This is a genomic window from uncultured Escherichia sp. (genome assembly GCF_948475835.1).
Lineage (GTDB): Bacteria > Pseudomonadota > Gammaproteobacteria > Enterobacterales > Enterobacteriaceae > ECMA0423.
In genome coordinates this window covers 15450-38770 of sequence record NZ_CAOLGM010000020.1, presented here as the reverse complement: position 1 = coordinate 38770, position 23321 = coordinate 15450, and the positions used below count along the sequence as shown (strand labels likewise).

21 protein-coding genes are annotated in these 23321 nt (G+C 50.8%); 6 read left to right on the top strand and 15 right to left on the bottom strand.

Going from position 1 to position 23321, the window contains the following annotated elements; all coding sequences use genetic code 11:
• Positions 1 to 14 precede the first annotated feature (14 nt).
• From araD to yiaK, 9 genes are all read right to left on the bottom strand, one after another.
• Positions 15 to 710, bottom strand: coding sequence for an L-ribulose-5-phosphate 4-epimerase (gene araD / locus QZF50_RS06395; protein WP_000893142.1), 696 nt, complete (start codon positions 708 to 710; stop codon positions 15 to 17).
• On the bottom strand, positions 704 to 1564 hold the full coding sequence (locus tag QZF50_RS06390; RefSeq protein ID WP_001296811.1) for an L-ribulose-5-phosphate 3-epimerase: 861 nt from the start codon (positions 1562 to 1564) through the stop codon (positions 704 to 706). The genes araD and QZF50_RS06390 overlap by 7 nt, the downstream gene beginning before the upstream one ends.
• Entirely contained in the window at positions 1557 to 2219 is a 663-nt protein-coding gene (gene ulaD, locus QZF50_RS06385; protein WP_000089497.1) for a 3-keto-L-gulonate-6-phosphate decarboxylase UlaD, read from the bottom strand. Before ulaD ends, QZF50_RS06390 begins: the two co-directional genes overlap by 8 nt.
• Positions 2216 to 3712, bottom strand: coding sequence for an L-xylulokinase (gene lyxK, locus QZF50_RS06380; protein WP_000196082.1), 1497 nt, complete (start codon positions 3710 to 3712; stop codon positions 2216 to 2218). Before lyxK ends, ulaD begins: the two co-directional genes overlap by 4 nt.
• Positions 3713 to 3715: 3 nt before the next feature.
• Positions 3716 to 4702: a 2,3-diketo-L-gulonate TRAP transporter substrate-binding protein YiaO gene (gene yiaO, locus QZF50_RS06375; RefSeq protein WP_000776894.1), complete on the bottom strand. Its 987-nt coding sequence runs from the start codon at positions 4700 to 4702 to the stop codon at positions 3716 to 3718.
• 12 nt (positions 4703 to 4714) lie between these two features.
• On the bottom strand, positions 4715 to 5992 hold the full coding sequence (gene yiaN, locus QZF50_RS06370) for a 2,3-diketo-L-gulonate TRAP transporter large permease YiaN (protein ID WP_000279599.1): 1278 nt from the start codon (positions 5990 to 5992) through the stop codon (positions 4715 to 4717).
• A 2-nt stretch (positions 5993 to 5994) separates the two neighbouring features.
• Positions 5995 to 6468 (bottom strand): 2,3-diketo-L-gulonate TRAP transporter small permease YiaM, encoded by a 474-nt coding sequence (gene yiaM, locus QZF50_RS06365; RefSeq protein ID WP_000721664.1) that lies wholly within the window; start codon positions 6466 to 6468, stop codon positions 5995 to 5997.
• A gap of 117 nt (positions 6469 to 6585) precedes the next feature.
• Positions 6586 to 7053, bottom strand: coding sequence for a YhcH/YjgK/YiaL family protein (locus QZF50_RS06360; RefSeq protein ID WP_000576096.1), 468 nt, complete (start codon positions 7051 to 7053; stop codon positions 6586 to 6588).
• Positions 7054 to 7064: 11 nt separating this feature from the next.
• Positions 7065 to 8063 carry a 3-dehydro-L-gulonate 2-dehydrogenase gene (gene yiaK / locus QZF50_RS06355; RefSeq protein WP_000869039.1) on the bottom strand — a complete coding sequence of 333 codons (999 nt, stop codon included), beginning with the start codon at positions 8061 to 8063 and terminating at the stop codon, positions 7065 to 7067.
• A gap of 200 nt (positions 8064 to 8263) precedes the next feature.
• Here yiaK and yiaJ point away from each other — a divergent pair, with 200 nt between their 5' ends.
• Positions 8264 to 9112, top strand: a complete 849-nt coding sequence (yiaJ, locus tag QZF50_RS06350; RefSeq protein WP_000514233.1) for an IclR family transcriptional regulator YiaJ — start codon at positions 8264 to 8266, stop codon at positions 9110 to 9112.
• Between the two features lie 101 nt (positions 9113 to 9213).
• Positions 9214 to 9687, top strand: a complete 474-nt coding sequence (locus QZF50_RS06345; RefSeq protein ID WP_001315901.1) for a 4Fe-4S binding protein — start codon at positions 9214 to 9216, stop codon at positions 9685 to 9687.
• A gap of 151 nt (positions 9688 to 9838) precedes the next feature.
• On the opposite strand, the gene avtA is transcribed toward QZF50_RS06345, so the two are convergent.
• Positions 9839 to 11092: a valine--pyruvate transaminase gene (gene avtA / locus QZF50_RS06340; RefSeq protein WP_000144344.1), complete on the bottom strand. Its 1254-nt coding sequence runs from the start codon at positions 11090 to 11092 to the stop codon at positions 9839 to 9841.
• Between the two features lie 177 nt (positions 11093 to 11269).
• A complete protein-coding gene (malS, locus tag QZF50_RS06335; protein ID WP_000761259.1) occupies positions 11270 to 13300 on the bottom strand; it encodes an alpha-amylase in 2031 nt (676 codons plus the stop codon).
• Positions 13301 to 13619: 319 nt separating this feature from the next.
• Between malS and QZF50_RS06330 the strand changes: the two genes are divergently transcribed.
• The gene (locus QZF50_RS06330) at positions 13620 to 14444 is read left to right on the top strand and encodes a protein bax (RefSeq protein WP_023568973.1); all 825 of its coding nucleotides are present in this window, start codon (positions 13620 to 13622) and stop codon (positions 14442 to 14444) included.
• 107 nt (positions 14445 to 14551) lie between these two features.
• On the opposite strand, the gene xylR is transcribed toward QZF50_RS06330, so the two are convergent.
• From xylR to xylF, 4 genes are all read right to left on the bottom strand, one after another.
• The gene (xylR, locus tag QZF50_RS06325) at positions 14552 to 15730 is read right to left on the bottom strand and encodes a D-xylose utilization transcriptional activator XylR (protein WP_000494484.1); all 1179 of its coding nucleotides are present in this window, start codon (positions 15728 to 15730) and stop codon (positions 14552 to 14554) included.
• A gap of 77 nt (positions 15731 to 15807) precedes the next feature.
• On the bottom strand, positions 15808 to 16989 hold the full coding sequence (xylH, locus tag QZF50_RS06320) for a xylose ABC transporter permease XylH (RefSeq protein ID WP_000045978.1): 1182 nt from the start codon (positions 16987 to 16989) through the stop codon (positions 15808 to 15810).
• Positions 16967 to 18508 (bottom strand): D-xylose ABC transporter ATP-binding protein, encoded by a 1542-nt coding sequence (gene xylG, locus QZF50_RS06315; RefSeq protein WP_001146482.1) that lies wholly within the window; start codon positions 18506 to 18508, stop codon positions 16967 to 16969. The genes xylH and xylG overlap by 23 nt, the downstream gene beginning before the upstream one ends.
• 77 nt (positions 18509 to 18585) lie before the next feature.
• Positions 18586 to 19578: a D-xylose ABC transporter substrate-binding protein gene (gene xylF, locus QZF50_RS06310; protein ID WP_001296518.1), complete on the bottom strand. Its 993-nt coding sequence runs from the start codon at positions 19576 to 19578 to the stop codon at positions 18586 to 18588.
• Positions 19579 to 19943: 365 nt separating this feature from the next.
• Here xylF and xylA point away from each other — a divergent pair, with 365 nt between their 5' ends.
• The 3 genes from xylA to yiaB all read left to right on the top strand — a co-directional run bounded on the left by xylA (position 19944) and on the right by yiaB (position 23302).
• Positions 19944 to 21266: a xylose isomerase gene (gene xylA, locus QZF50_RS06305; protein WP_001149592.1), complete on the top strand. Its 1323-nt coding sequence runs from the start codon at positions 19944 to 19946 to the stop codon at positions 21264 to 21266.
• Between the two features lie 71 nt (positions 21267 to 21337).
• Positions 21338 to 22792 (top strand): xylulokinase, encoded by a 1455-nt coding sequence (xylB, locus tag QZF50_RS06300; protein WP_000275386.1) that lies wholly within the window; start codon positions 21338 to 21340, stop codon positions 22790 to 22792.
• Between the two features lie 168 nt (positions 22793 to 22960).
• Positions 22961 to 23302 (top strand): inner membrane protein YiaB, encoded by a 342-nt coding sequence (gene yiaB / locus QZF50_RS06295; protein ID WP_000858193.1) that lies wholly within the window; start codon positions 22961 to 22963, stop codon positions 23300 to 23302.
• The last annotated feature ends 19 nt before the right edge of the window (positions 23303 to 23321 follow it).

Here is a 23321-nt window from a genome sequence, read left to right as displayed (position 1 = left end):
CCCGGCGTGAGGGATTACTGCCCGTAATAGGCATTGGCCCCATGCTTACGCAGGTAGTGCTTATCCAGCAGTTCGTTTTGCATCGCAGGGAGCTGCGGCGCAAGCTGGCGCGAGAATAGGCCCATATAGGCGCATTCTTCGAGTACTACGGCGTTATGCACGGCATCGGCGGCGTTTTTACCCCATGCGAACGGGCCGTGAGAATGCACCAGCACCGCCGGGATTTGTGCCGGACTCCTGCCACGTTCTTCGAAGGTTTCAATGATCACTTCGCCGGTCTGATATTCATATTCGCCGTTAATCTCCTCTGCGGTCATCTGTCGCGTGCAGGGGATGGCACCATAGAAATAATCAGCGTGCGTGGTGCCCCAGGCGGGGAGATCCAGCCCGGCCTGCGACCAGATGGTGGCGTGGCGTGAGTGGGTATGCACAATGCCACCGATTTCGGCGTAGCGACGGTAAAGCGCCAGATGCGTTGGCGTGTCGGACGAGGGCTTTTTGCTACCTTCCACCACCTTGCCGCTGGCTATCTCAACCACCACCATATCGTCGGCGGTCATCACGTCATACTCGACGCCGGAAGGTTTGATTACCATCCATTGCCGCGTTTCGTCTACCGCGCTGACATTGCCCCAGGTGAACGTCACCAGATGGTGAGCGGGAAGCGCCAGATTCGCCGCCAGCACGTCGGCTTTCAGTTGCTCTAACATATAAATCCAGCCTCCTGCATACGCGCTTCAATCCAACGCCGCGCCTGAATAATCTCCAGCACCGGCTCTTTGGCTTTTTCGGTCCACATCTCAATCAGGAAAGAACCGCGATAGTTCAGTTTATGCAGCGTTTTGAAGATGCCAACGAAATCGACGCAGCCTTCGCCAAACGGCACGTCGCGGAACTGTCCGGGACTTTGCTCGGTAACTGGCTGGGTGTCTTTCAGGTGGATCGCGGCGATACGGTCAATGCCCAGTTTCAGTTCGGCGGGAACATCATTGCCCCAGGCGCTGAGGTTGCCAACGTCCGGGTAGACGGTGAACCACGGCGAGGCGAGCATCTCGTCCCACTTTTTCCATTTACTGATGGAGTTCATAAACGCGGTGTCCATAATCTCCACCGCTAGCATGACTTGTGATGCCGCCGCCTGTTCGACCGCCCACGCCAGCCCTTCAGCAAAACGTTGCCGGGTGCCTTCATCGTGGTCTTCGTAATAGACGTCGTAGCCCGCCAGCTGGATGGTGCGTATGCCGAGATCGCGTGCCAGACGAATCGCTTTGCTCATGATCTCCCGTGCTCGCTGGCGTACCGCGTCGTCACGGCTACCAAAAGGAAAGCGACGATGTGCGGACAGGCACATCGACGGGATCCCAACACCCGTTTCGATCATCGCGGCAACCAGCGAAGTCCTTTGTGCGGTGCTCCAGTCAAGACGTGAAAGCCGTTCGTCGGTTTCATCCACCGACATTTCGACAAAATCAAAACCGCAGCTTTTTGCCAGCACCAGCCGCTCCGGCCAGGAGAGATCTTTCGCCAGCGCCTTTTCATAAATCCCTAACGGATGATTACGCACGCTTGCCTCCCCAGATAGCGTCGATTTGCGCATGGAAATCGCCAGCCACCTGCGCCGGATTTGCTGAGCCTGCCAGTGCTCGCCCGGCAATAAACGCTTTCACGCGAATATCTTTAAACAGCGGCAGGTCAGCAGGGGTAATCCCGCCGGTAATGGAAAGCTCAAGGCCGATATCGGAAAGCGCCTTCATGCGTGCCAGATCGGCTTCGCCCCACTGTTGCCCGCTGGCCTGTGCATCACGACCGCGATGATAAATCGCCTGCCGCACGCCAATACGATGCCAGTCGCGGGCGTCGTCCAGCGTCCAGTTACCGAACAGCTCGATCTGAATTTCACCACCGCAGCGTTGCGCCATCGCGTGGCCTTTTTCCACCGTCGCGAGCGGTGCGGCGCAGATGATGGTCATCCAGTTAGCGCCTGCGCCAAATGCCTGTTGCGCGAGCGTTTCACCAGCGTCGGCGACCTTCCAGTCGGCAACGATGATTTTGTCAGGGCACTGTTCGCGCAAGGCTTTCACCGCGCCAAGCCCTTCGTTTAAACAGAGAATGGTGCCCGCTTCGACAATATCGACGCTGTCTTTTAACTGCGTCACGTCGCGCTGTGCGGCTTCAAGTGATGAGTGGTCGAGTGCCAGTTGCAGAAGTGGTCGGCTCATAATATGTGCTCCTTGATGCGGGCGTGAAAGCCCTGAAGTGCGGCAATGAGATGCTGATAGCGTTGGTATTTTTGTTGGTAAAGCTGATGGACAGTCATATCCGGCAGCAGGGTGCGCACCGGGTGCTGTAAATCACGCTGGGCTTCGCTGAAATCGCGATAAACCCCGGTGCCGACGCGGGCGGCAAGTGCTGCACCAAAGCAGCCGGTTTCTTCCACCTGCGGCAGCTCAATACGCAGACCGCTGACGTCCGCCAGCATTTGCATCCAGACATCGGAATGCGCCGGGCCGCCAGTGACGCGCAGGGTGTGCACATCAGTAAAACGTTCGCGCATCCGGTTGAGATGGGTCATATGGCTGAACACCACCCCTTCATAAATGGCCTGCAACAGGTGTGCGCGGGTGTGAATGGCCTGCATCCCGTAGAAACCGCTGGTCATCTCGAGTCCGGCGTTGCTGCCGTACAGGAACGGCAGGAAAAAGAGATCGCCACCGGCCTTCGGCAAGCTGGCAACGGCCTGGTTGATCTCATCAAACGAGATTTCTCCCCACTGTGCGGTAAACCATTCGAGGTTGCCGGAAGAGGTGGGGCTGGCTTCGTGAACGATAAATTCACCATCGTTAACGTAGCGACCATAGACATACGGATGCGCTTCACCGTCACGTAAACCGCGGGTTATGCCGCTGGTCACCGCCCAGGTGCCCATCACCGCATTAAGGGTAAATTCGTCTTCGATCCCGGCGCAGAGTGCGGTGGAAACCACATCAAACAGGCCGCCGACAACGGGCGTACCCGCTTTCAGACCGGTCAGTACGGCTGTCTGAGCGGTGATCTCCCCGCAGATTTCGGCAGATCCGACAACAGGCGGCAGGGCGTGATTGATTTCAGCAATCCCCAGCCAGTCGGTGAGGCACGGGTCATATTCCCCAAGACTCATGTTGTAGAGGTTGGACTCGGAAATATTGCTCTCTTCACAGCCTTTGACGCCGGTTAAACACCAGCGCAGGTAGTCGTGCGTCATCATCACGCAGCCAATTTGCGCGTAGCGTTCCGGTTCGTGCTCTTTCAGCCAGCGTAACAGCGACACCGGATGCCCGGTCCACAAGGTTTGTCGGGTCAACGGGTAGAGTTTTTCCGGGATGCCATCTTCCTGCCAGCGACGAACGATTTCCATCGCCCGGCGATCCGAGGACAAAATGGCGTTACCGAGCGGCTTGTTGTTTTTATCCAGCAAAAACAAGCCTTTTCCTTGTGCGGAGATACCGATACCGACAATTTGTTCCCCGCTAACGCCGGAATGGGTAAGCAGTTCGCGAATGACAGCCATGCAGCATTGCCACAGTTCTGCCATATCGCGCTCTGCCCAACCTGGCTGCGGGCTTAATGCGCACAGCGGCAGGCGCTGCACGCCTGCCTCCCGGCCTTCGCGGTCATACAGCCCGGCTTTCAGCCAGCTACCGCCACAATCTAACCCCAGCCAGTATTGCGTCATGGTTTATTGCACCTCATCCACGGCTTTCAGTAGATCAGCACCCTGCGGAACATCTTTTACAAACATGTCGCGGACCTGAGTACCCAGTGCGTCGCTAAAGGCTTTGCGGTCGAGATCGGTGATGACTTCCACGCCCGCTTCTTTCATGCCGTCGATGATTTTTTGCTGATCTTCGGCAACCAGTTTGCGCTGGTAGTTACCCGCTTCCTGCGCAGATGAAATTAGCGCTTGCTGGAACTCCGGGGTTAAGCCATCAAACTTCGCTTTGTTGATCACCACCAGAAGCGGGGAATAGGCGTGGTGCGTCAGAGAAAGGTACTTCTGCACTTCGAAAAATTTTGCTGACCAGACGACATTGATCGGGTGTTCCTGAGCGTCGATAGTGCGCGTTTCCAGCCCGGTATAGACTTCGGCAAATGGCATCGGGATCGGGTTAGCGCCAAAGACTTTGAATGCGGCGATATTCATCGGGCTATTGTTGGTGCGAATTTTCAGCCCTTTCAGGTCGGCGGGGGTTTTAACCGGTGCGCGCGAGTTGGTGACATCGCGCCAGCCGTTTTCCCAGTAGGCCAGTACTTTCAGTCCTTTACCTTCAAGTGAGGCTTTCAGATCATCACCGACTTTGCCGTCGAGCGTTTTATGCGCGTGAGCGGTATCGCGGAACAGGAAAGGGACATCAAGCAAGTTCATCACTGGTGATAACCCGGCAAAGTTATTCGAGCCGGACATTTCCATATCGATGGTGCCGCCACGTACGCCGCTGATCATCGCCTGCGCGTTACCGAGGGTGCTATCCGGAAACAATTTTAATTTCAGCTCGCCTTTGGTTCTCTCCTGCAATAAATCATTGAATTTTTTCGCCGCAATATGTTGCGAGTCGGTTTGTGAGGTTTCATAACCGAAACGTAAAGATTGCGCCGCCAGAGAAGATGTGCTGAATGCAGCCAGGCCAGCAATGAATAATGCGTAGGTTACAGAGCGTAATTTCATAATATTTTCCTTTTAATTAATCCATTTCAAAGGGAGGATGATGAGATCGGGAATAAAAACAAATACGACTAATAATGAATATAAAACCAGGACGTAAGGGAAAACGCCTCTGACTGCATCATCGAATTTGAGTTTTGCCACCCCTGAAATAACGTTAAGTACATTACCGATAGGCGGTGTAATTAAGCCGATTGAGCAGTTAATGATAAACATGACACCGAAATAAATCGGATCGATTCCTGCCTCTTTAACTAAAGGCATTAATACCGGGGTAAGAATTAATACCGTCGGCGTTAAATCCATGACCATGCCGACAATCAGGATAGCCACCATAATGACGATAAACAGCAGACGCGGTGAATCGACCAACGGTTGCAGTAAATCAGAAACCATCATCGGCAGTTCAGCAATGGTAATCAGCCAGGCGGAAACTTGTGCCGAGGCCACCAGAAACATAACCACTGAGGTGGTTTTCGCCGCGCCAATGAGTACATGCCAAAGTGTGGCGAAGGTCATTTCACGGTAAATAACTGTGGCGACAAACAGCGCATAGAAAGCAGCAACGGCCCCGGCTTCGGTAGGGGTAAACAGACCGGAGCGAAACCCGCCAATAATGATGACTGGAAGAAACAGCGCCCAGATACCGGAGACAAAAGAGTGCCAGATTTCCTGCATCGTTGCTTTTTGCTGGCGGGGTAAATTAAGGCGACTGGCCTGCCACCACCAGGTAAGCATCAGCGTTGCGCCCATCATCATGCCAGGGGCAATGCCCGCCATAAACAGCTTACTGATGGATAATCCGCTGGAAACGCCGAAGATAATAAACGGAATGGAAGGGGGAATAATTGGCGCGATAATGCCGCCAGAGGCAATCAGCCCCGCCGCCCGGTTGACCGGGTAGTTGGCGCTGCGCATCATCGGCACCAGTAGAGCGGCAACGGCGGCGGTATCCGCAACGGCAGAACCAGAAAGGCTCGCCATAATCATAGCTGCCAGCACGCCGACGTAGCCCAGCCCGCCTGGTTTATGCCCCACCAGTTTCATCGGCAGGTCAACAATGCGTTTTGACAAGCCGCCCGCATTCATGATTTCACCCGCCAGCACAAAGAACGGAATCGCCAGCAGGGAGAAGCTATCGGCTCCGTTCACCAGCGTTTGTGCCATGATCTGGACATCAAACATGTCCAGCCAGAACATTAACGCCGCCCCGCACAACAACAGTGCCCAGGCAATAGGCAAACCGATAGCAATACCACCCAACAGACAGCCCAGAAAAATCAGCACAGCCATGATTAAGCTCCTTGCGGTGGCGACGTTAGAGAATTGCTACGCGTGATGAGTTGATATAAATGACGCAGTTCAAAGAATGCGATAACGAGGCTGGTGGGCAGACAAGCGGCATACATCAGGCCGATGGGTAAACCGAGGATCGGTGAATAATCGCTCCAGTCCTGAATTGTTTTTAGCGTTGCGCCCCAGGCCAGTGCGCCACAAATAAATAAGATTAAGGAATGGGTAACCAGAGCGACTCGTCGTTGCCATGCGGGGGAGAGTTTCTCCACCAGAAAGGTGACCTGAACGTGGGCGTTATCCATAAAAGCCACAATCGCGCCAATAAATGTTAACCAGACAAATAAATAACGTGACAATTCATCTACAGATAAAATGCTTGTCTGAAAACCATATCTTAAAATAATGTTTATAAACACAATACAGGAAAGTACGGCGAGATTAATCGCCAGTATTGCTTCAAGTATTTTTTTCATAGCTATTCCTTGAGGCTATGTCTGTCATAATTCAAGTTGCATGTGCAGCAACCTAAATTATTAATATAGTTAGAGCAATAACATTACCCAGTCGTTCTGGCGTAGACGATTATTCGATTAATTCAGCGCCGTTAATGCGACTTTAACCACAATTTTTCGTATCTCAGAGGCTGTTTGCAAAATACAACCTGGTCGGTGAACATCCTGCGGAAAGAAAATTGCGTAGCTGCCCGGTATCATTTCTATAAATGATTCATGTTCACTGTCATGATAAAAAATAATATCGCGCTGCTCTAATAGTGATTCGCTGACTTTATTATTTCCCGTATCAATAGCAATGCCGATTTTCTCTTCACCCCACGCCAGAAACTGAATATCGATATACCGACGATGCACTTCCGGACGGTTTTCCACCGCTTCGCGTGTGGTTAAATCGATAATTTGCGCATAAATATTTTTGCCGTCGATTTCGACAACGCCCGGCTCCAGGGCGTTGAAATCGGTAGCGCGCAGAAAATCGAGCCCCTTTTCAATGGCGGCGGGCAAACGGCACGGATTGGGCTGCGCGATATGTCCAAAAATCATGACTTATCTCCTTATAACGCCTGGATTTTGGCCCACACGCTGTCATCAACGGTAATACCGTTACGGCGGTTTTCGGCCAGCAGGGTAGTAAATTCGTGGCCGGGTAAGCGGATGGCCTGGTTTTCGTCAGCGCGTTCAGCGGTAGTAACGTAATCCATGATACGTTGCAGCTTGGCATCGCGGGTGGGACCGTCGATAAGCTTGTCCACTTCAATGGCAATAAAAATTTGTGAAATGCCGTATTCGTCGCTGTTGTCCTGGGTGACTTCGGCAACCGATGCGCCGTCGGAAAGGAGAGTAGCGATCATATCCAGCACAATCGACATGCCAGAACCTTTCCAGTAGCCCATCGGCAAAATGCGGCGATTCTTCTCGATAACGCCAGGTTCTTTGGTCAAATTGCCCTCATCATCAAAGCCACCATCGACCGGGAGCTGACGGCCCGCCAGGCGGTTAACTTCTAACATGCCGTAAGAGAACATCGACATCGACATATCGACCATGGTGATCGGCGTGGAAGGAATGGCGACGATCAGCGGGTTAGTGCCAATGCGACACTCTTTTGCGCCCCACGGCGGCATTACGGCGATGGAGTTGGTCCAGCAAATGCCAATATAGCCTTTTTCCGCCGCCTGCCAGCCGTAGCTGCCGCCGCGCATCCAGTGGTTGGCATTACGAAGTGCCACCAGACCAATACCGTGATCGGCAGCCAGTTCAATGGCGCGATCCATCATCTTTTTCGCCGTCAGGTTGCCGATCGAACGCTGGGCATCCCACTGTTCAATTGCGCCGAGGCTGGTTATACGTTTGGGTTGGGCATCAGGAATGATATCGCCGTTTTCCAGTTGTTGAATGAAACGAGGGAAACGATTAACGCCGTGAGAATAAACGCCGGATTCGGTGGTGCGGGCGAACATCTCTGCACAGGCGTCAGCCGTTTCGCTGTCAACGCCGCGTGAAATTAAGACCCGATTAAAGGCTGCTTTTAACTGCTCAAATGTCACTTTCATCCCAGGCTTCCTTGTTTTTTTGATCGCTTTTTTGGCTTAAAATTTCAATATGCGAAACTTGATTTCAAATATATCGATCACTTTTTAACAAAGCAATCTGATTGATGAATTTCAAAAGACATAAAAATCAAGTGGTTATAAATTATCTGTCGAGATCGTGAACTACGGCACACTTTGCGCTACCATCAGGACGCGACAAAATGGGGAAAGAAGTGATGGGAAAAAAAGAGAACGAGATGGCGCAGGAAAAAGAGCGTCCAGCCGGAAGCCAGAGTCTGTTTCGCGGGTTGATGCTGATTGAGATTTTGAGCAACTATCCAAACGGTTGTCCGTTGGCGCATCTTTCGGAGCTGGCTGGTTTAAATAAGAGTACCGTCCATCGCTTATTGCAGGGATTACAGTCCTGCGGCTATGTGACCACCGCGCCCGCCGCAGGGAGTTACCGCCTGACTACCAAATTTATTGCCGTCGGGCAGAAGGCGCTGTCTTCGCTGAATATCATTCATATCGCCGCTCCGCATCTTGAGGCACTGAACATCGCCACTGGTGAAACCATTAACTTCTCCAGCCGCGAAGACGATCACGCTATTTTGATTTATAAGCTGGAACCCACAACCGGGATGCTGCGAACCCGTGCCTATATTGGCCAGCATATGCCGCTCTACTGTTCCGCAATGGGCAAGATCTACATGGCGTTTGGTCACCCGGACTACGTGAAGTCATACTGGGAAAACCATCAGCATGAGATCCAGCCGTTAACCCGCAATACCATTACCGAGCTGCCCGCGATGTTCGACGAACTGGCGCACATTCGTGAAAGCGGAGCGGCGATGGACAGAGAAGAAAACGAACTCGGCGTCTCCTGTATTGCTGTTCCGGTGTTTAATATTCATGGGCGGGTGCCGTACGCCGTGTCGATTTCGCTTTCGACATCACGTCTGAAACAGGTGGGGGAGAAAAATCTCCTGAAACCACTGCGTGAAACCGCGCAGGCTATTTCTAATGAACTGGGATTTACTGTCAGGGACGACCAGGGCGCGATCACATAACGCTTTGGACAAGTGCCAAAACTTTAACATTTCCTTCGTTGGATCAAAGCAGTAGGGACGCGCTCTCTGGCACTCTGCTGTTTTAGTGCAAAGGAGTGATCATGAACCGGTTTATTATTGCGGATGCGACGAAATGTATCGGTTGCCGTACCTGTGAAGTGGCTTGCGCAGTGTCGCATCAGGAGAATCAGGATTGCGCTGCGTTGTCACCAGACGAGTTTATTTCCCGTATTCGTGTCATTAAAGACCACAGCTGGACCACGGCAGTAGCCTGTCATCAGTGTGAAGATGCACCGTGCGCGAATGTCTGCCCTGTTGACGCGATAAGCCGCGAACATGGGCATATTTTCGTTGAACAATCACGTTGTATTGGCTGTAAAAGCTGTATGCTGGCTTGCCCGTTTGGTGCGATGGAGGTCGTTTCTTCGCGCAAAAAGGCGAGGGCGATTAAGTGCGATCTGTGCTGGCATCGGGAGACGGGGCCGGCCTGTGTTGAAGCCTGCCCGACAAAGGCGTTGCAGTGCATGGATGTCGAGAAAGTGCAGCGGCATCGGCTACGGCAGCAGCCTGTTTGAAACGTTTTTCCGGCGTTTCTCAACGCCGGAATAGTGCGCTTTGTTTATGCCAGATGCGGCGTAAACGCCTTATCCTGCCTACAAATTCTTGCAAATTCAATATATTGCAGAAATCATGTAGGCCTGATAAGCGTAGCGCATCAGGCAATTTTTAGTGACTTTCAGCCCAGGCTCTTTCTATCTCTTCCGCCAGAATCTTCACCCCCGCCTCAATTTTCTCCGGCTCTGGTACGTAGTTCATGCGCATACATTGATGCGTATGCGGCCACGGTTTATCCAGCCCTGGGAAGAAGTTGTGCCCCGGCACCATCAGCACGCCGCGTGCTTTCAGGCGCTGGTAGAGTTGCTCGGTCGTAATGGGCAAATCCTTAAACCATAGCCAGAGGAAAATGGCTCCTTCTGGTTTATGAATTAGGCAGCGATCTTCCGGTAAATAGCGGCGAATGATGGCGATAGTTTCCTGAACACGCTGGTAGTAAAACGGTTTGATGACTGTTTCAGACAGGCGCAGCAGATCGTTACGCTTAATCATTTCACACATCATCGCCGGACCAATACCGCCAGGTGCCAGGCTGATAATGCCGTTCATATTGGTGATGGCAGTGATGATTTTTTCATTGGCGATGATAATGCCGCAGCGGGAGCCAGGCAGCCCCAGCTTGGAAAGACTCATGCACAGCACGATATTCGGATTCCATAGCGGGCGCGCTTCACTGAAGATGATACCCGGGAACGGGACGCCATAAGCGTTATCAATCACCAGCGGAATGCCGTGTTGATTCGCCAGCGCGTCAAGCTTCAGCAACTCTTCGTCAGTAATCACATTGCCTGTTGGATTCGTCGGCCGGGAGACGCAAATCATCCCGGTTTCTTCGCCAATATGCAGATGCTCAAAATCGACGTGGTATTTAAACTGGCCTTCCGGCAGCAGTTCAATATTCGGACGCGCAGAGACAAACAGATCTTCTTCCAGTCCGGCGTCAGCGTAGCCAATGTATTCCGGTGCCAGCGGGAACAGCACTTTTTTGACCCGACCATCGGCACGGCGTCCGGCAAACAGATTAAATAAGTAGAAAAACGCGCTCTGGCTGCCGTTTGTTAGTGCAATATTCTGTGCTTCGATATCCCAACCCAACTTCTCGCGCAGCATTCCGGCAAGCAGTGTGAGTAGCTCCGTTTTCCCCTGTGGACCGTCGTAATTGCACAGTGCATCAGTCGCTTTGCCACTTTCCAGCATGTCGGTCAGTAGCGTCTGGAAGTAGTCCTGCATTTCCGGGATCTGCGCCGGATTACCGCCGCCGAGCATAATCGCGCCAGGCGTGCGTAAACCGTCGTTCAGATCTTCCATCAGCAGCGTAATGCCGGAGTGGCGGGTAAATTTGTCACCAAAAAGGGAGAATGTCATAGCGGGATATCTGTCGAACTCTGTAGCAAGGAAGGTAACAATAACGCTACATTTGCTGGGGTGCAAATCGGTCTGTTGGAGAGTGAGCGGTGCTTTATCCTGCAACGCTGATTAGGGCTGACATTTTATCCTGGTTGGCGGCTTCCCGAGGTACTGACGAACGGGAAGCCGGAAAAGTCACTGTTGCCCAGCCCAGATGACCAGCACTTTATCGTCGCCATGCTCACGAACAAAGCCGTAGCCCTGCTTCAGCGAAAGTGTCGTTTGTTTGCCCGCGCCAATTGCGGGATGGCGGGCGCGGAACTGGCTGATTTTCTGCCAGTGCGCGACGTTGGCGGCAGATTTACCGCTAACATCCTGCCAGTTCATATCCGAACGTGTACCTTGCAGCGGATCAGAACCTGTAGGACCGAACGGACGCGAGGATTCATCGCCATAAAAGATTTGTACCGCGCCTGGCGCTAATAGTAATAACTCTGCTGCTTTGTCGCCCCCTTCACGGAACAGACGGGTATCATGCGACGAGAGGTAGCTCAACACGTTGAAACCCTGCAATTTCTCCGCCATTTGCTGCCAGGTCGTATCCATCTGCGCCAGACAATCGACTGCTTTCGCCGCCTGCTCCTGATAATCGAAATTGATCATCGCATCGAAGCCGTGGCGATAGTAGTCACTTTGCATCACGCCGTGGCCCCAGGCTTCACCGGTCATCCAGAAAGGTTTGTCATCTAATGCTTTGTCGGGGTTAGCTTTTTTCCATTCGCGAAGCGCGGCGCTGGCTTCGGTTTTCAGTTGCTGCCAGGCGGGCAACTCAACATGTTTGGCGGTATCGACCCGAAAACCATCAATCCCATAGTCGCGGACCCACTGACTTAACCAGTGGGTTAAGTAATCGCGAGGTGTAAAGCCTTCGATGACTTTAGCGTGAGTATCCGTTTTGTTTTTATAGAACACCGGCAGACCAGAAGCGGTAGTTGATTCGGTTTTGATATCCGGCAAAAAGGCCAGCGACATAGTGAGATCGTCGAATCCAGGATTGTCGTAATCGCCGATATCCGTTCTGATCCAGTTTTTTCCCCACCATTTATCCCAGCCTGTTTTGTCGCTGAAATTAATGTAATCGTTAAAGCTATGCCAGGTTTGCCCGGCGGCAGGTTTCCAGTCGCTCCAGCGTTCACCCAGCGTTTTTTTCACCTCGTCACCAGAAAGATATAACGCGCCAAACTGATACTCCTGCATATCCGCCAGCGTGGCATAGCCGGTGTGGTTCATCACGACATCAAAGAGAATACGAATACCGCGCTGATGTGCGCTATCAACCAGCGTCCGTAGATCGGCTTCGTTGCCCATATTGGCATCAAGATTCGTCCAGTCCTGTGTGTAATAACCGTGGTAGGCATAATGCGGGAAATCGCCTTTTGTACCGCCGCCGACCCAGCCGTGAATTTGCTCAAATGGGGCGCTTATCCATAAAGCATTAACGCCCAACTGCTGGAGGTAATCCAGTTTGTTGGTCAGGCCGCGTAAATCGCCGCCGTGAAAAGTGCCAATTTCCGCCATACCGTCTTTATGACGTCCGTAACTCTGGTCATTACTGGGATCGCCGTTTTCGAAACGATCTGTCAGCACAAAGTAAACCGTGGCGTTATGCCAGTCGAAAGGGGCAGGGGCGTCAGTTTCTGCCCGTTCCAGCAGGAGTAAACCGTTGCTGGTAGCAGCGGGTTGTAACGTTATTTGACCGTTCTTCACTATCGCAATTTGCTGGCTGTAATAATCCCGTACGGCGGCTCCTTCCGGGAAAGTGGCGCTGACATCCAGCGTGAGCGGTAATCCATCCCATTTCGGGCATTCACGGACCAGGTTTGCTACCGGTTCGGCGGCGTTCTGGATGGAAATCATCAATGTTGGCGTACCGGAGCGGGTGTCTATTTGCAGCGTATATTTGCCGTCTCTGAACAATCGCCATTGAGGCGGCGTGTTGCTACAAGGTTGCAGGGAAAGCATCTGATTGAGTTTTATCGCATCTGCAGGCTGCCAGCACTGTTGGTCAAAATTTAGCGTGAGTGGACGCGTACCTTTGGGCAACTGCGCGTGGCTGACAAATGTTCCCGTTCCCTGTTCGCTAAAGGCAGGGAACCCCGGAGAAGTCCAGCTGGCGGCAACGGCGAAGCCAGGAAGGAGTGTCAGAAAACAGGCGGCGAGTTTCATGGTGGATGAGTCCTTATTGCTGCGATTTCAGACAGTTTGCCAGCGATAAGCCAGACAAAACTCATCCCTGAGCGGTAAGTCCACAGGATGAGAAGCAAGGGTGAGCGATCTCGCGCAAAAAACGGCTGAATTTTGCGATAAACCCCACATTTTCTGCGATTTAGCGCCAATCTGAATCGTTAACACGTGACATAGTTTCAGATTTGGACTATTCCTTGGGGTGCTCTTGACAGCTATTTTTGATATGATTTGAGATTCAACTCTCAAATTTGTGAAAAATATAAGGTGTTGGAATGATTAAATCCGACCAGGAGACCTGATGATTTTGACTCCCATACGACGATATGGGGCGATGATTCTTATGTTACTCACTCTGGTGTTTTCGAGTGAGGTGTTAGCGAAGACGCACACAACAACAGCGAGTCAAAAGTCCCACTTAACTAAAGCTAGTAATAAACAGGTAAGCAGTAAACAAGAGTATTCTCGCAATAGTGCAAAGAGTAGTTCACTTCCTGATTTGCGAAAATACCCTTCCGGAACACCAAGGAAAAAGGCGTTTCTCCGGACCGTAATGCCTTACATTACCAGCCAAAATGCAGCCATTACTGCAGAACGTAACTGGCTGATTTCAAAACAGTATCAGGGCCAATGGTCACCTGCTGAGCGTGCGCGTCTGAAAGACATCGCCAAACGCTACAAGGTGAAGTGGTCTGGTAATACGCGAAAAATCCCGTGGAATACCTTGCTTGAACGCGTAGACATTATCCCTACCAGTATGGTGGCGACGATGGCTGCAGCAGAAAGCGGTTGGGGAACGTCGAAGCTGGCGCGCAACAACAACAATCTTTTCGGCATGAAATGCATGAAAGGACGTTGTTCCAATGCGCCGGGTAAAGTGAAAGGGTACTCACAGTTTAGTTCTGTCAAAGAATCGGTGAGCGCCTATGTCACTAACCTCAATACGCATCCGGCTTACTCTTCGTTCCGTAAATCGCGTGCGCAGCTGCGTAAAGCGGATCAGGAAGTGACTGCCACAGCGATGATTCACAAGCTGAAGGGCTACTCGACCAAAGGGAAGAGTTATAATAACTACCTGTTCGCAATGTACCAGGATAACCAACGGTTAATCGCGGCGCATATGTAATTGCATTTCCTTGAGCCTTATCTGATTTGTTGGTCGGATAAGGCTTTTGCTCGCATCAGGTGGCTGTGCTGAGTTCCCTGATGTGACGCCGACAATTCTCATCATCGCTACAACATGACCTCGCTATTTACATCGCGATACTCTTTTGGCGTTGTGTCATATGCTTTTTTAAAAACAGAGTAGAAATATTGCAGCGATGGATAACCGCACATTTGCGATATCTCATTGATCGACAAGGTGGTTGAAATCAGCAGACTGCGCGCTTTCTCCAGCTTCTCGGCATGAATCATGGCATGGATGGTTTCACCCACCTCTTCTTTAAAACGCTTCTCAAGATTGGAGCGCGAGATCCCGACCGCATCCAGTACCTGATCCACTTTAATCCCTTTACAGGCGTGATTACGAATGTAATGCATGGCCTGAATAACGGCGGGATCGGTCAGCGAGCGATAATCTGTTGAGCGCCGTTCAATGACGCGAACTGGTGGGACCAAAATTCGCTGTAGCGGCATTTCTTCTTTATCTAATAATCGATGCAACAGTTTTGCCGCCTGATAGCCCATTTGCCGCGCGCCCTGAGCGACCGAAGAAAGGGCGACACGCGACAGATAGCGGGTCAATTCTTCGTTATCGATGCCAATCACGCATAATTTTTCCGGTACGGGAATATGTAGATGTTCACATACTTGCAGAATATGCCGCGCTCGGGCGTCAGTAACGGCAATAATCCCGGTTTGCGGTGGTAGCGTTTGTAGCCAGTCTGCCAGCCGATTTTGCGCGTGTTGCCAGTTCTCTGGCGCGGTTTCTAACCCCTGATAAACCACTCCGCGATACTTTTCTTCGGCGACAAGCTGACGAAATGCATATTCGCGCTCAGTGGCCCAACGTTTGCCGCTTGATTCCGGAAGACCATAAAAAGCAAAGCGGTTAACGCCTTTCTCTTTTAAATGCAAAAATGCGCTTTCAACCAGCGCATAGTTATCGGTGGCAATGTAATGAACGGGTGGGTAACTTTCTGCAAGGTGATACGAGCCGCCAACCCCAACAATGGGGACGTCGACATCAGCCAGCGCTTGCTCGATCTGTTTGTCGTCGAAGTCGGCAATGACGCCATCTCCTAACCAGTCCTTGATTTTATCAATGCGGGCGCGGAAATCTTCTTCAATGAAAATATCCCATTCCGATTGTGACGCCTGTAAATATTCCCCTACGCCTTCTACTACCTGCCGGTCATAGGCTTTATTGGCATTGAACAGTAATGTGATGCGGTGACGTTTAGTAAACATGGTTCTTTTCCTGCTGAATCATGCAAAAACTCAAAACCGGTAATACGTAACCGGCTTTGAGAAAATTTTAATCAAAATCAAGAACGGCGTTTGGTTGCGGAGTCCATCCATACTGCCAGCAACAGAATCGCACCTTTAACGATATACTGCCAGAAGGTCGGTACATCCATCATACTCATGCCGTTATCCAGTGAAGCCATGATAAATGCCCCCATTACTGCTCCGGCAACGCTTCCCACACCGCCAGCCAGGCTGGTGCCGCCAATCACGCATGCTGCAATTGCGTCCAGTTCGGCGATATTTCCCGCAGAAGGTGAACCAGCGCCAAGTCGAGAACTAAGGATTAATCCGGCGATGGCTACCATTAATCCGTTAATCGCGAACACGGCAAGTTTGGTGCGTTCAACGTTAATCCCGGAGAGACGTGCTGCTTCCAGATTGCCGCCGATGGCATAAATGCGTCGTCCAAATGCCGTCCGCGTTGCCATAAACATTCCGCCGAGTAACAGCAACGTCAGCAGCAGAACAGGAGTGGGAACGCCACGGTAATCATTCAACAGCCAGATTGCGCCTAATACGATGATAGCGGTTAAAGCCTGGCGACCGACTACTGCGGTAGAGGCCGGAGACTGTAAACCCAAAGCCTGACGGCGCATTCTTCCGCGCCATTGCCAACCAACAAAAGCCATTAAGCCAAGCGCGCCAATGATGAAGCCGGTACTGGCGGGGAGATAGCTTTGCCCAATTTGTGACATCGCGGCGCTGGTGGGGGATACAGTCGTGCCGTTGGTGATGCCAATGAGTATGCCGCGAAATGCCAACATGCCCGCGAGGGTGACAATAAATGAAGGGACTTTGCGGTACGCGACCCACCATCCGTTCCAGGCACCGAGAAGCAGTCCCAGAACCAACGTCACAATGATGGTAAGTGGCAAAGGCCAGCCTAACCAGACGTCACAAATCGCCGCGACGCCACCTAATAGCCCCATCATTGAGCCGACGGAAAGGTCGATTTCAGCAGAAATTATGACGAACACCATTCCTACCGCGAGGATGCCGGTAATCGCGGTCTGGCGTAACAGGTTGGAGACGTTACGGGCGCTTAAGTAGGCACCATCGGTGGTCCAGGTAAAGAACAGCATGATTGCGATGATAGCTGCAATCATCACGAAGACCTGCAAATTCAGTGATTTCAGCCCAGAAAAGCCACCGGATGTCGGTACGGCCAATTTCACTTCAGACGGATTGCTTTTCGACATGATGTTCGCTCCTCAATGCGGCTTCCATCACCTGCTCCTGAGTCAGGTTATGATTTATCAGGTTGGCTTTTAGTTTCCCTTCATGCATCACCAGTACACGATCGCTAAGGCCGAGCACTTCAGGTAATTCGGAAGAGATGACAATAACGGCAATACCCTGCTGGACGAGTTGGTTAATTAATTTGTAGATCTCATATTTCGCGCCAATATCAATACCCCTGGTAGGTTCATCAAGAATGAGAATGCGCGGGTTGAGTAACAGACAGCGGGCGAGGATCGCTTTTTGCTGATTGCCGCCGCTCAAACGTCCAATAGCAAGATCGGGGGACGACGTTTTAACTTTGAGTTGCTGAATTGATTCCAGAATACATTTTTGCTCTTCCGCGTCATCAAGCTGGCTAATGCCACCGGTAAATTTATTGAGTGCGGCGAGGGTAATATTTTTACCAACCGCCATTACCGGAACGATGCCGTCGCGCTTTCTGTCTTCGGGTACCATCGCAATCCCCTGGGCGATGGCTTGCTGACAGTTACGAATATCTACCTGTTTGCCATCAATATAAATTTTTCCTTCCCATTGTCCGGGCCACACGCCAAACAGGCACTGAATGGTCTCGGTACGTCCGGCACCAACGAGTCCGGCAATACCCAGTATTTCGCCACGTTTCAGGGAAAACGAGACATCATTAACTCGTTTAATATGACGATTGACCGGATGCCATGCCGTCAGATGTTCAATACGTAATATTTCATCTCCGGTGGTATGTGGTTCATTAGGGTAAAGCGCGGTTAACTCTCGCCCGACCATCATGGTGATAATATCGTCTTCACTCATTCCGGCAGCATCACGCGTACCAATGTGCTGTCCGTCGCGAATAACGCAAATCGTATCGGAAATCGCTTTGACTTCGTTGAGTTTGTGCGAAATATAAATACAGGCGATACCGTGCTGTTGTAGATCGCGAATAATATCCAGTAAAACCGACGTTTCCTGCTCAGTTAATGAGGCTGTCGGTTCATCGAGAATTAACAAGCGCACCTGTTTATTAAGTGCCTTGGCAATTTCAACCAGTTGTTGTTGCCCAAGCCCTAAATCGCCAACGCGGGTATCAGGTGAAATGGATAAACTGACCTGTGCGAGCAGCTTCTGACAGCGTAGCGTCATCAGGTCATAATCCATAATGCCATTGTGGGTTATTTCGTTACCCAGGAAGATATTTTCCAGCACGGTCAATTCTTTCACCAGGGCCAATTCCTGATGAATGATGGCGATACCTTTGCGTTCGGTATCGCGGATGTGACTCGCCTGAATCTCTTCTCCCGCAAAAATAATTTCGCCTTCGTAGGAGCCATGGGGATAAATACCACACAGCACTTTCATCAGCGTTGATTTACCAGACCCATTTTCCCCACAAAGTGAGACGATTTCGCCAGCATTCAACCGCAAGCAGACGTTATCAATCGCCTTCACACTGCCGAAGGTTTTGGTAATATTCTTCATTTCAAGTAGATAAGGCATAACGACTCCACCTAAGCCAATTCATTCACGCGGCATGGAGAGAAATCACGCCCCCGCTCCGCGCCGGGGCGTAACGCTTACAGCTCGCTCTCTTTGTGGAATCCGTCTTTAACTACCGTGTCTTTGATGTTGTTTTTATTCACATCGATCGGTGTCAGGAGGCGGGAGGGCACATCTTTCAGGCCATTATTCAGTGTGGTATCTGCTTTTGGTTCCTGACCATTGCCCAACTCAACGGCAATTTCTGCGGCAGTATTTGCCAACAACGTAATAGGTTTATACACCGTCATAGTTTGCGTACCGGCAGCAATACGTTTAATACCTGCGAGATCCGCATCCTGGCCGGAAATTGCTACTTTCCCTGATAAACCTTGCGCGCTTAATGCCTGAATTGCCCCACCTGCGGTGGCATCGTTTGAGGCAACTACAGCATCAATTTTGTTATTATTGGCGGTTAGCGCGTTTTCCATAATTTTCAATGCGTTTTCCGGTAACCAGCCATCAACCCATTGGTCACCAACGACTTTAATTTTTCCGGAATCAACGTAAGGTTTTAACACTTTCATTTGTCCGGCGCGGAACAGCTTGGCGTTGTTATCTACCGGCGAGCCGCCCATCAGGAAGTAATTACCTTGCGGAACAATATCGACCAGGGCTTTTGCCTGCAGTTCACCGACTTTTTCGTTATCGAAAGAAATATAAAAATCGATATCCGCATCGTTAATCATACGGTCGTAAGCTAATACTTTAATACCTTCTTGTTTGGCTTCTTTTACAACGTTACTTAATACCTGGCCGTTATACGGAATAATGACAAGAACATCGACACCCCGGTTAATCATGTTTTCAATCTGCGACATTTGTGTTTCTTCATTGCCATTTGCAGACTGTACAAATACTTTCGCGCCGAGAGATTCTGCCTTTTTCACAAAAATATCTCGATCTTTTTGCCAGCGTTCAAGACGGAGATCATCAATCGCCATACCTATTTTGACTTCTTTGGCGTGTGCCGCAACGTTGGTAAGCAGAAGTGAGGTGCAAAGGGTGAGTAGAATGTTCTTTATTTTCATGGTGTAGGGCCTTCTGTAGTTAGAGGACAGCTTTAATAAGTAACAATCACCGCGATAAACGTAACCAATTTTTAGCAACTAAACAGGGGAAAACAATTACAGATTTTTATCTTTCGATTACGATTTTTGGTTTATTTCTTGATTTATGACCGAGATCTTACTTTTGTTGCGCAATTGTACTTATTGCATTTTTATCTTCGAGGAATTACCCAGTTTCATCATCCCATTTTATTTTGCGAGCGAGCGCACACTTGTGAATTATCTCAATAGCAGTGTGAAATAACATAATTGAGCAACTGAAAGGGAGTGCCCAATATTACGACATCATCCATCACCCGCGGCATTACCTGATTATGGAGTTCAATATGCAAGCCTATTTTGACCAGCTCGATCGCGTTCGTTATGAAGGCTCAAAATCCTCAAACCCGTTAGCATTCCGTCACTACAATCCCGACGAACTGGTGTTGGGTAAGCGTATGGAAGAGCACTTGCGTTTTGCCGCCTGCTACTGGCACACCTTCTGCTGGAACGGGGCGGACATGTTTGGTGTGGGGGCGTTTAATCGTCCGTGGCAGCAGCCTGGTGAGGCACTGGCGTTGGCGAAGCGTAAAGCAGATGTCGCATTTGAGTTTTTCCACAAGTTACATGTGCCATTTTATTGCTTCCACGATGTGGATGTTTCCCCTGAGGGCGCGTCGTTAAAAGAGTACATCAATAATTTTGCGCAAATGGTTGATGTCCTGGCAGGCAAGCAAGAAGAGAGCGGCGTGAAGCTGCTGTGGGGAACCGCCAACTGCTTTACAAACCCTCGCTACGGCGCGGGTGCGGCGACGAACCCAGATCCTGAAGTCTTCAGCTGGGCGGCAACGCAAGTTGTTACAGCGATGGAAGCAACCCATAAATTGGGCGGTGAAAACTATGTCCTGTGGGGTGGTCGTGAAGGTTACGAAACGCTGTTAAATACCGACTTGCGTCAGGAGCGTGAACAACTGGGCCGCTTTATGCAGATGGTGGTTGAGCATAAACATAAAATCGGCTTCCAGGGCACGTTGCTTATCGAACCGAAACCGCAAGAACCGACTAAACATCAATATGATTACGATGCCGCGACGGTCTATGGCTTCCTGAAACAGTTTGGTCTGGAAAAAGAGATTAAACTGAACATTGAAGCTAACCACGCGACGCTGGCAGGTCACTCTTTCCATCATGAAATAGCCACCGCCATTGCGCTTGGCCTGTTCGGTTCTGTCGACGCCAACCGTGGCGATGCGCAACTGGGCTGGGACACCGACCAGTTCCCGAACAGTGTGGAAGAGAATGCGCTGGTGATGTATGAAATTCTCAAAGCAGGCGGTTTCACCACCGGTGGTTTGAACTTCGATGCCAAAGTACGTCGTCAAAGTACTGATAAATATGATCTGTTTTACGGTCATATCGGCGCGATGGATACGATGGCACTGGCGCTGAAAATTGCAGCGCGCATGATTGAAGATGGCGAGCTGGATAAACGCATCGCGCAGCGTTATTCCGGCTGGAATAGCGAATTGGGCCAGCAAATCCTGAAAGGCCAAATGTCACTGGCAGATTTAGCCAAATATGCTCAGGAACATAATTTGTCTCCGGTGCATCAGAGTGGTCGCCAGGAGCAACTGGAAAATCTGGTAAATCATTATCTGTTCGACAAATAACGGCTAACTGTGCAGTCCGTTGGCCCGGTTATCGGTAGCGATACCGGGCATTTTTTTAAGGAACGATCGATATGTATATCGGGATAGATCTTGGCACCTCGGGCGTAAAAGTTATTTTGCTCAACGAGCAGGGTGAGGTGGTTGCTTCGCAAACGGAAAAGCTGACCGTTTCGCGCCCGCATCCACTCTGGTCGGAACAAGACCCGGAACAGTGGTGGCAGGCAACTGATCGCGCAATGAAAGCTCTGGGCGATCAGCATTCTCTGCAGGACGTTAAAGCATTGGGTATTGCCGGCCAGATGCATGGAGCAACCTTACTGGATGCTCAACAACGGGTATTGCGCCCTGCCATTTTGTGGAACGACGGGCGCTGTGCGCAAGAGTGCACTTTGCTGGAAGCGAGAGTTCCGCAATCACGAGTGATTACCGGCAACCTGATGATGCCCGGATTTACTGCGCCTAAATTGCTATGGGTTCAGCGGCATGAGCCGGAGATATTCCGTCAAATCGACAAAGTATTATTACCGAAAGATTACTTGCGTCTGCGTATGACGGGGGAGTTTGCCAGCGATATGTCTGACGCAGCTGGCACCATGTGGCTGGATGTCGCAAAGCGTGACTGGAGTGACGTCATGCTGCAGGCTTGCGACTTATCTCGTGACCAGATGCCCGCATTATATGAAGGCAGCGAAATTACTGGTGCTTTGTTACCTGAAGTTGCGAAAGCGTGGGGTATGGCGACGGTGCCAGTTGTCGCAGGCGGTGGCGACAATGCAGCTGGTGCAGTTGGTGTGGGAATGGTTGATGCTAATCAGGCAATGTTATCGCTGGGGACGTCGGGGGTCTATTTTGCTGTCAGCGAAGGGTTCTTAAGCAAGCCAGAAAGCGCTGTACACAGCTTTTGCCATGCGCTACCGCAGCGTTGGCATTTAATGTCTGTAATGCTGAGTGCAGCATCGTGTCTGGATTGGGTCGCGAAATTAACCGGCCTGTGCAATGTCCCAGCTTTAATCGCTGCAGCTCAACAGGCTGATGAAAGTGCCGAGCCAGTTTGGTTTCTGCCTTATCTTTCCGGCGAGCGTACACCACACAATAATCCCCAGGCGAAGGGGGTTTTCTTTGGTTTGACTCATCAACATGGCCCCAATGAACTGGCGCGAGCAGTGCTGGAAGGCGTGGGTTATGCGCTGGCAGATGGCATGGATGTCGTGCATGCCTGCGGCATTAAACCGCAAAGTGTTACGTTGATTGGTGGCGGGGCGCGTAGTGAGTACTGGCGTCAGATGCTGGCGGATATCAGCGGTCAGCAGCTCGATTACCGTACGGGGGGGGATGTGGGGCCAGCACTGGGCGCAGCAAGGCTGGCGCAGATTGCGGCGAATCCAGAGAAATCGCTCATTGAGTTGTTGCCGCAGCTACCGTTAGAACAGTCGCATCTACCAGATGCGCAGCGTTATGCCGCTTATCAGCCACGACGTGAAACGTTCCGTCGCCTCTATCAGCAACTTCTGCCATTAATGGCGTAAACGTTATCCCCTGCCTGACCGGGTGGGGGATAATTCACATCTATATATCTCACTAATTAATTAATATTTAGTATGAATTTATTCTGAAAATCATTTGTTAATGGCATTTTTCAGTTTTGTCTTTCGTTGGTTACTCGTAATGTATCGCTGGTAGATATGGAGATCGTTATGAAAACCTCAAAAACTGTGGCAAAACTATTATTTGTTGTCGGGGCGCTGGTTTATCTGGTTGGGCTATGGATCTCATGCCCATTGCTAAGTGGAAAAGGCTATTTTCTTGGCGTGTTAATGACAGCAACTTTTGGTAACTATGCATATCTTCGCGCAGAAAAACTCGGGCAACTGGATAATTTTTTTACCCATATCTGCCAGTTAGTTGCGTTAATCACTATCGGTCTCTTGTTTATCGGTGTTTTAAATGCACCTATCAATGCTTATGAAATGGTGATCTACCCCATCGCCTTTTTTGTCTGCTTGTTTGGTCAAATGCGTTTGTTTCGCTCGGTATGAGCAACATAAAGCTCTTACA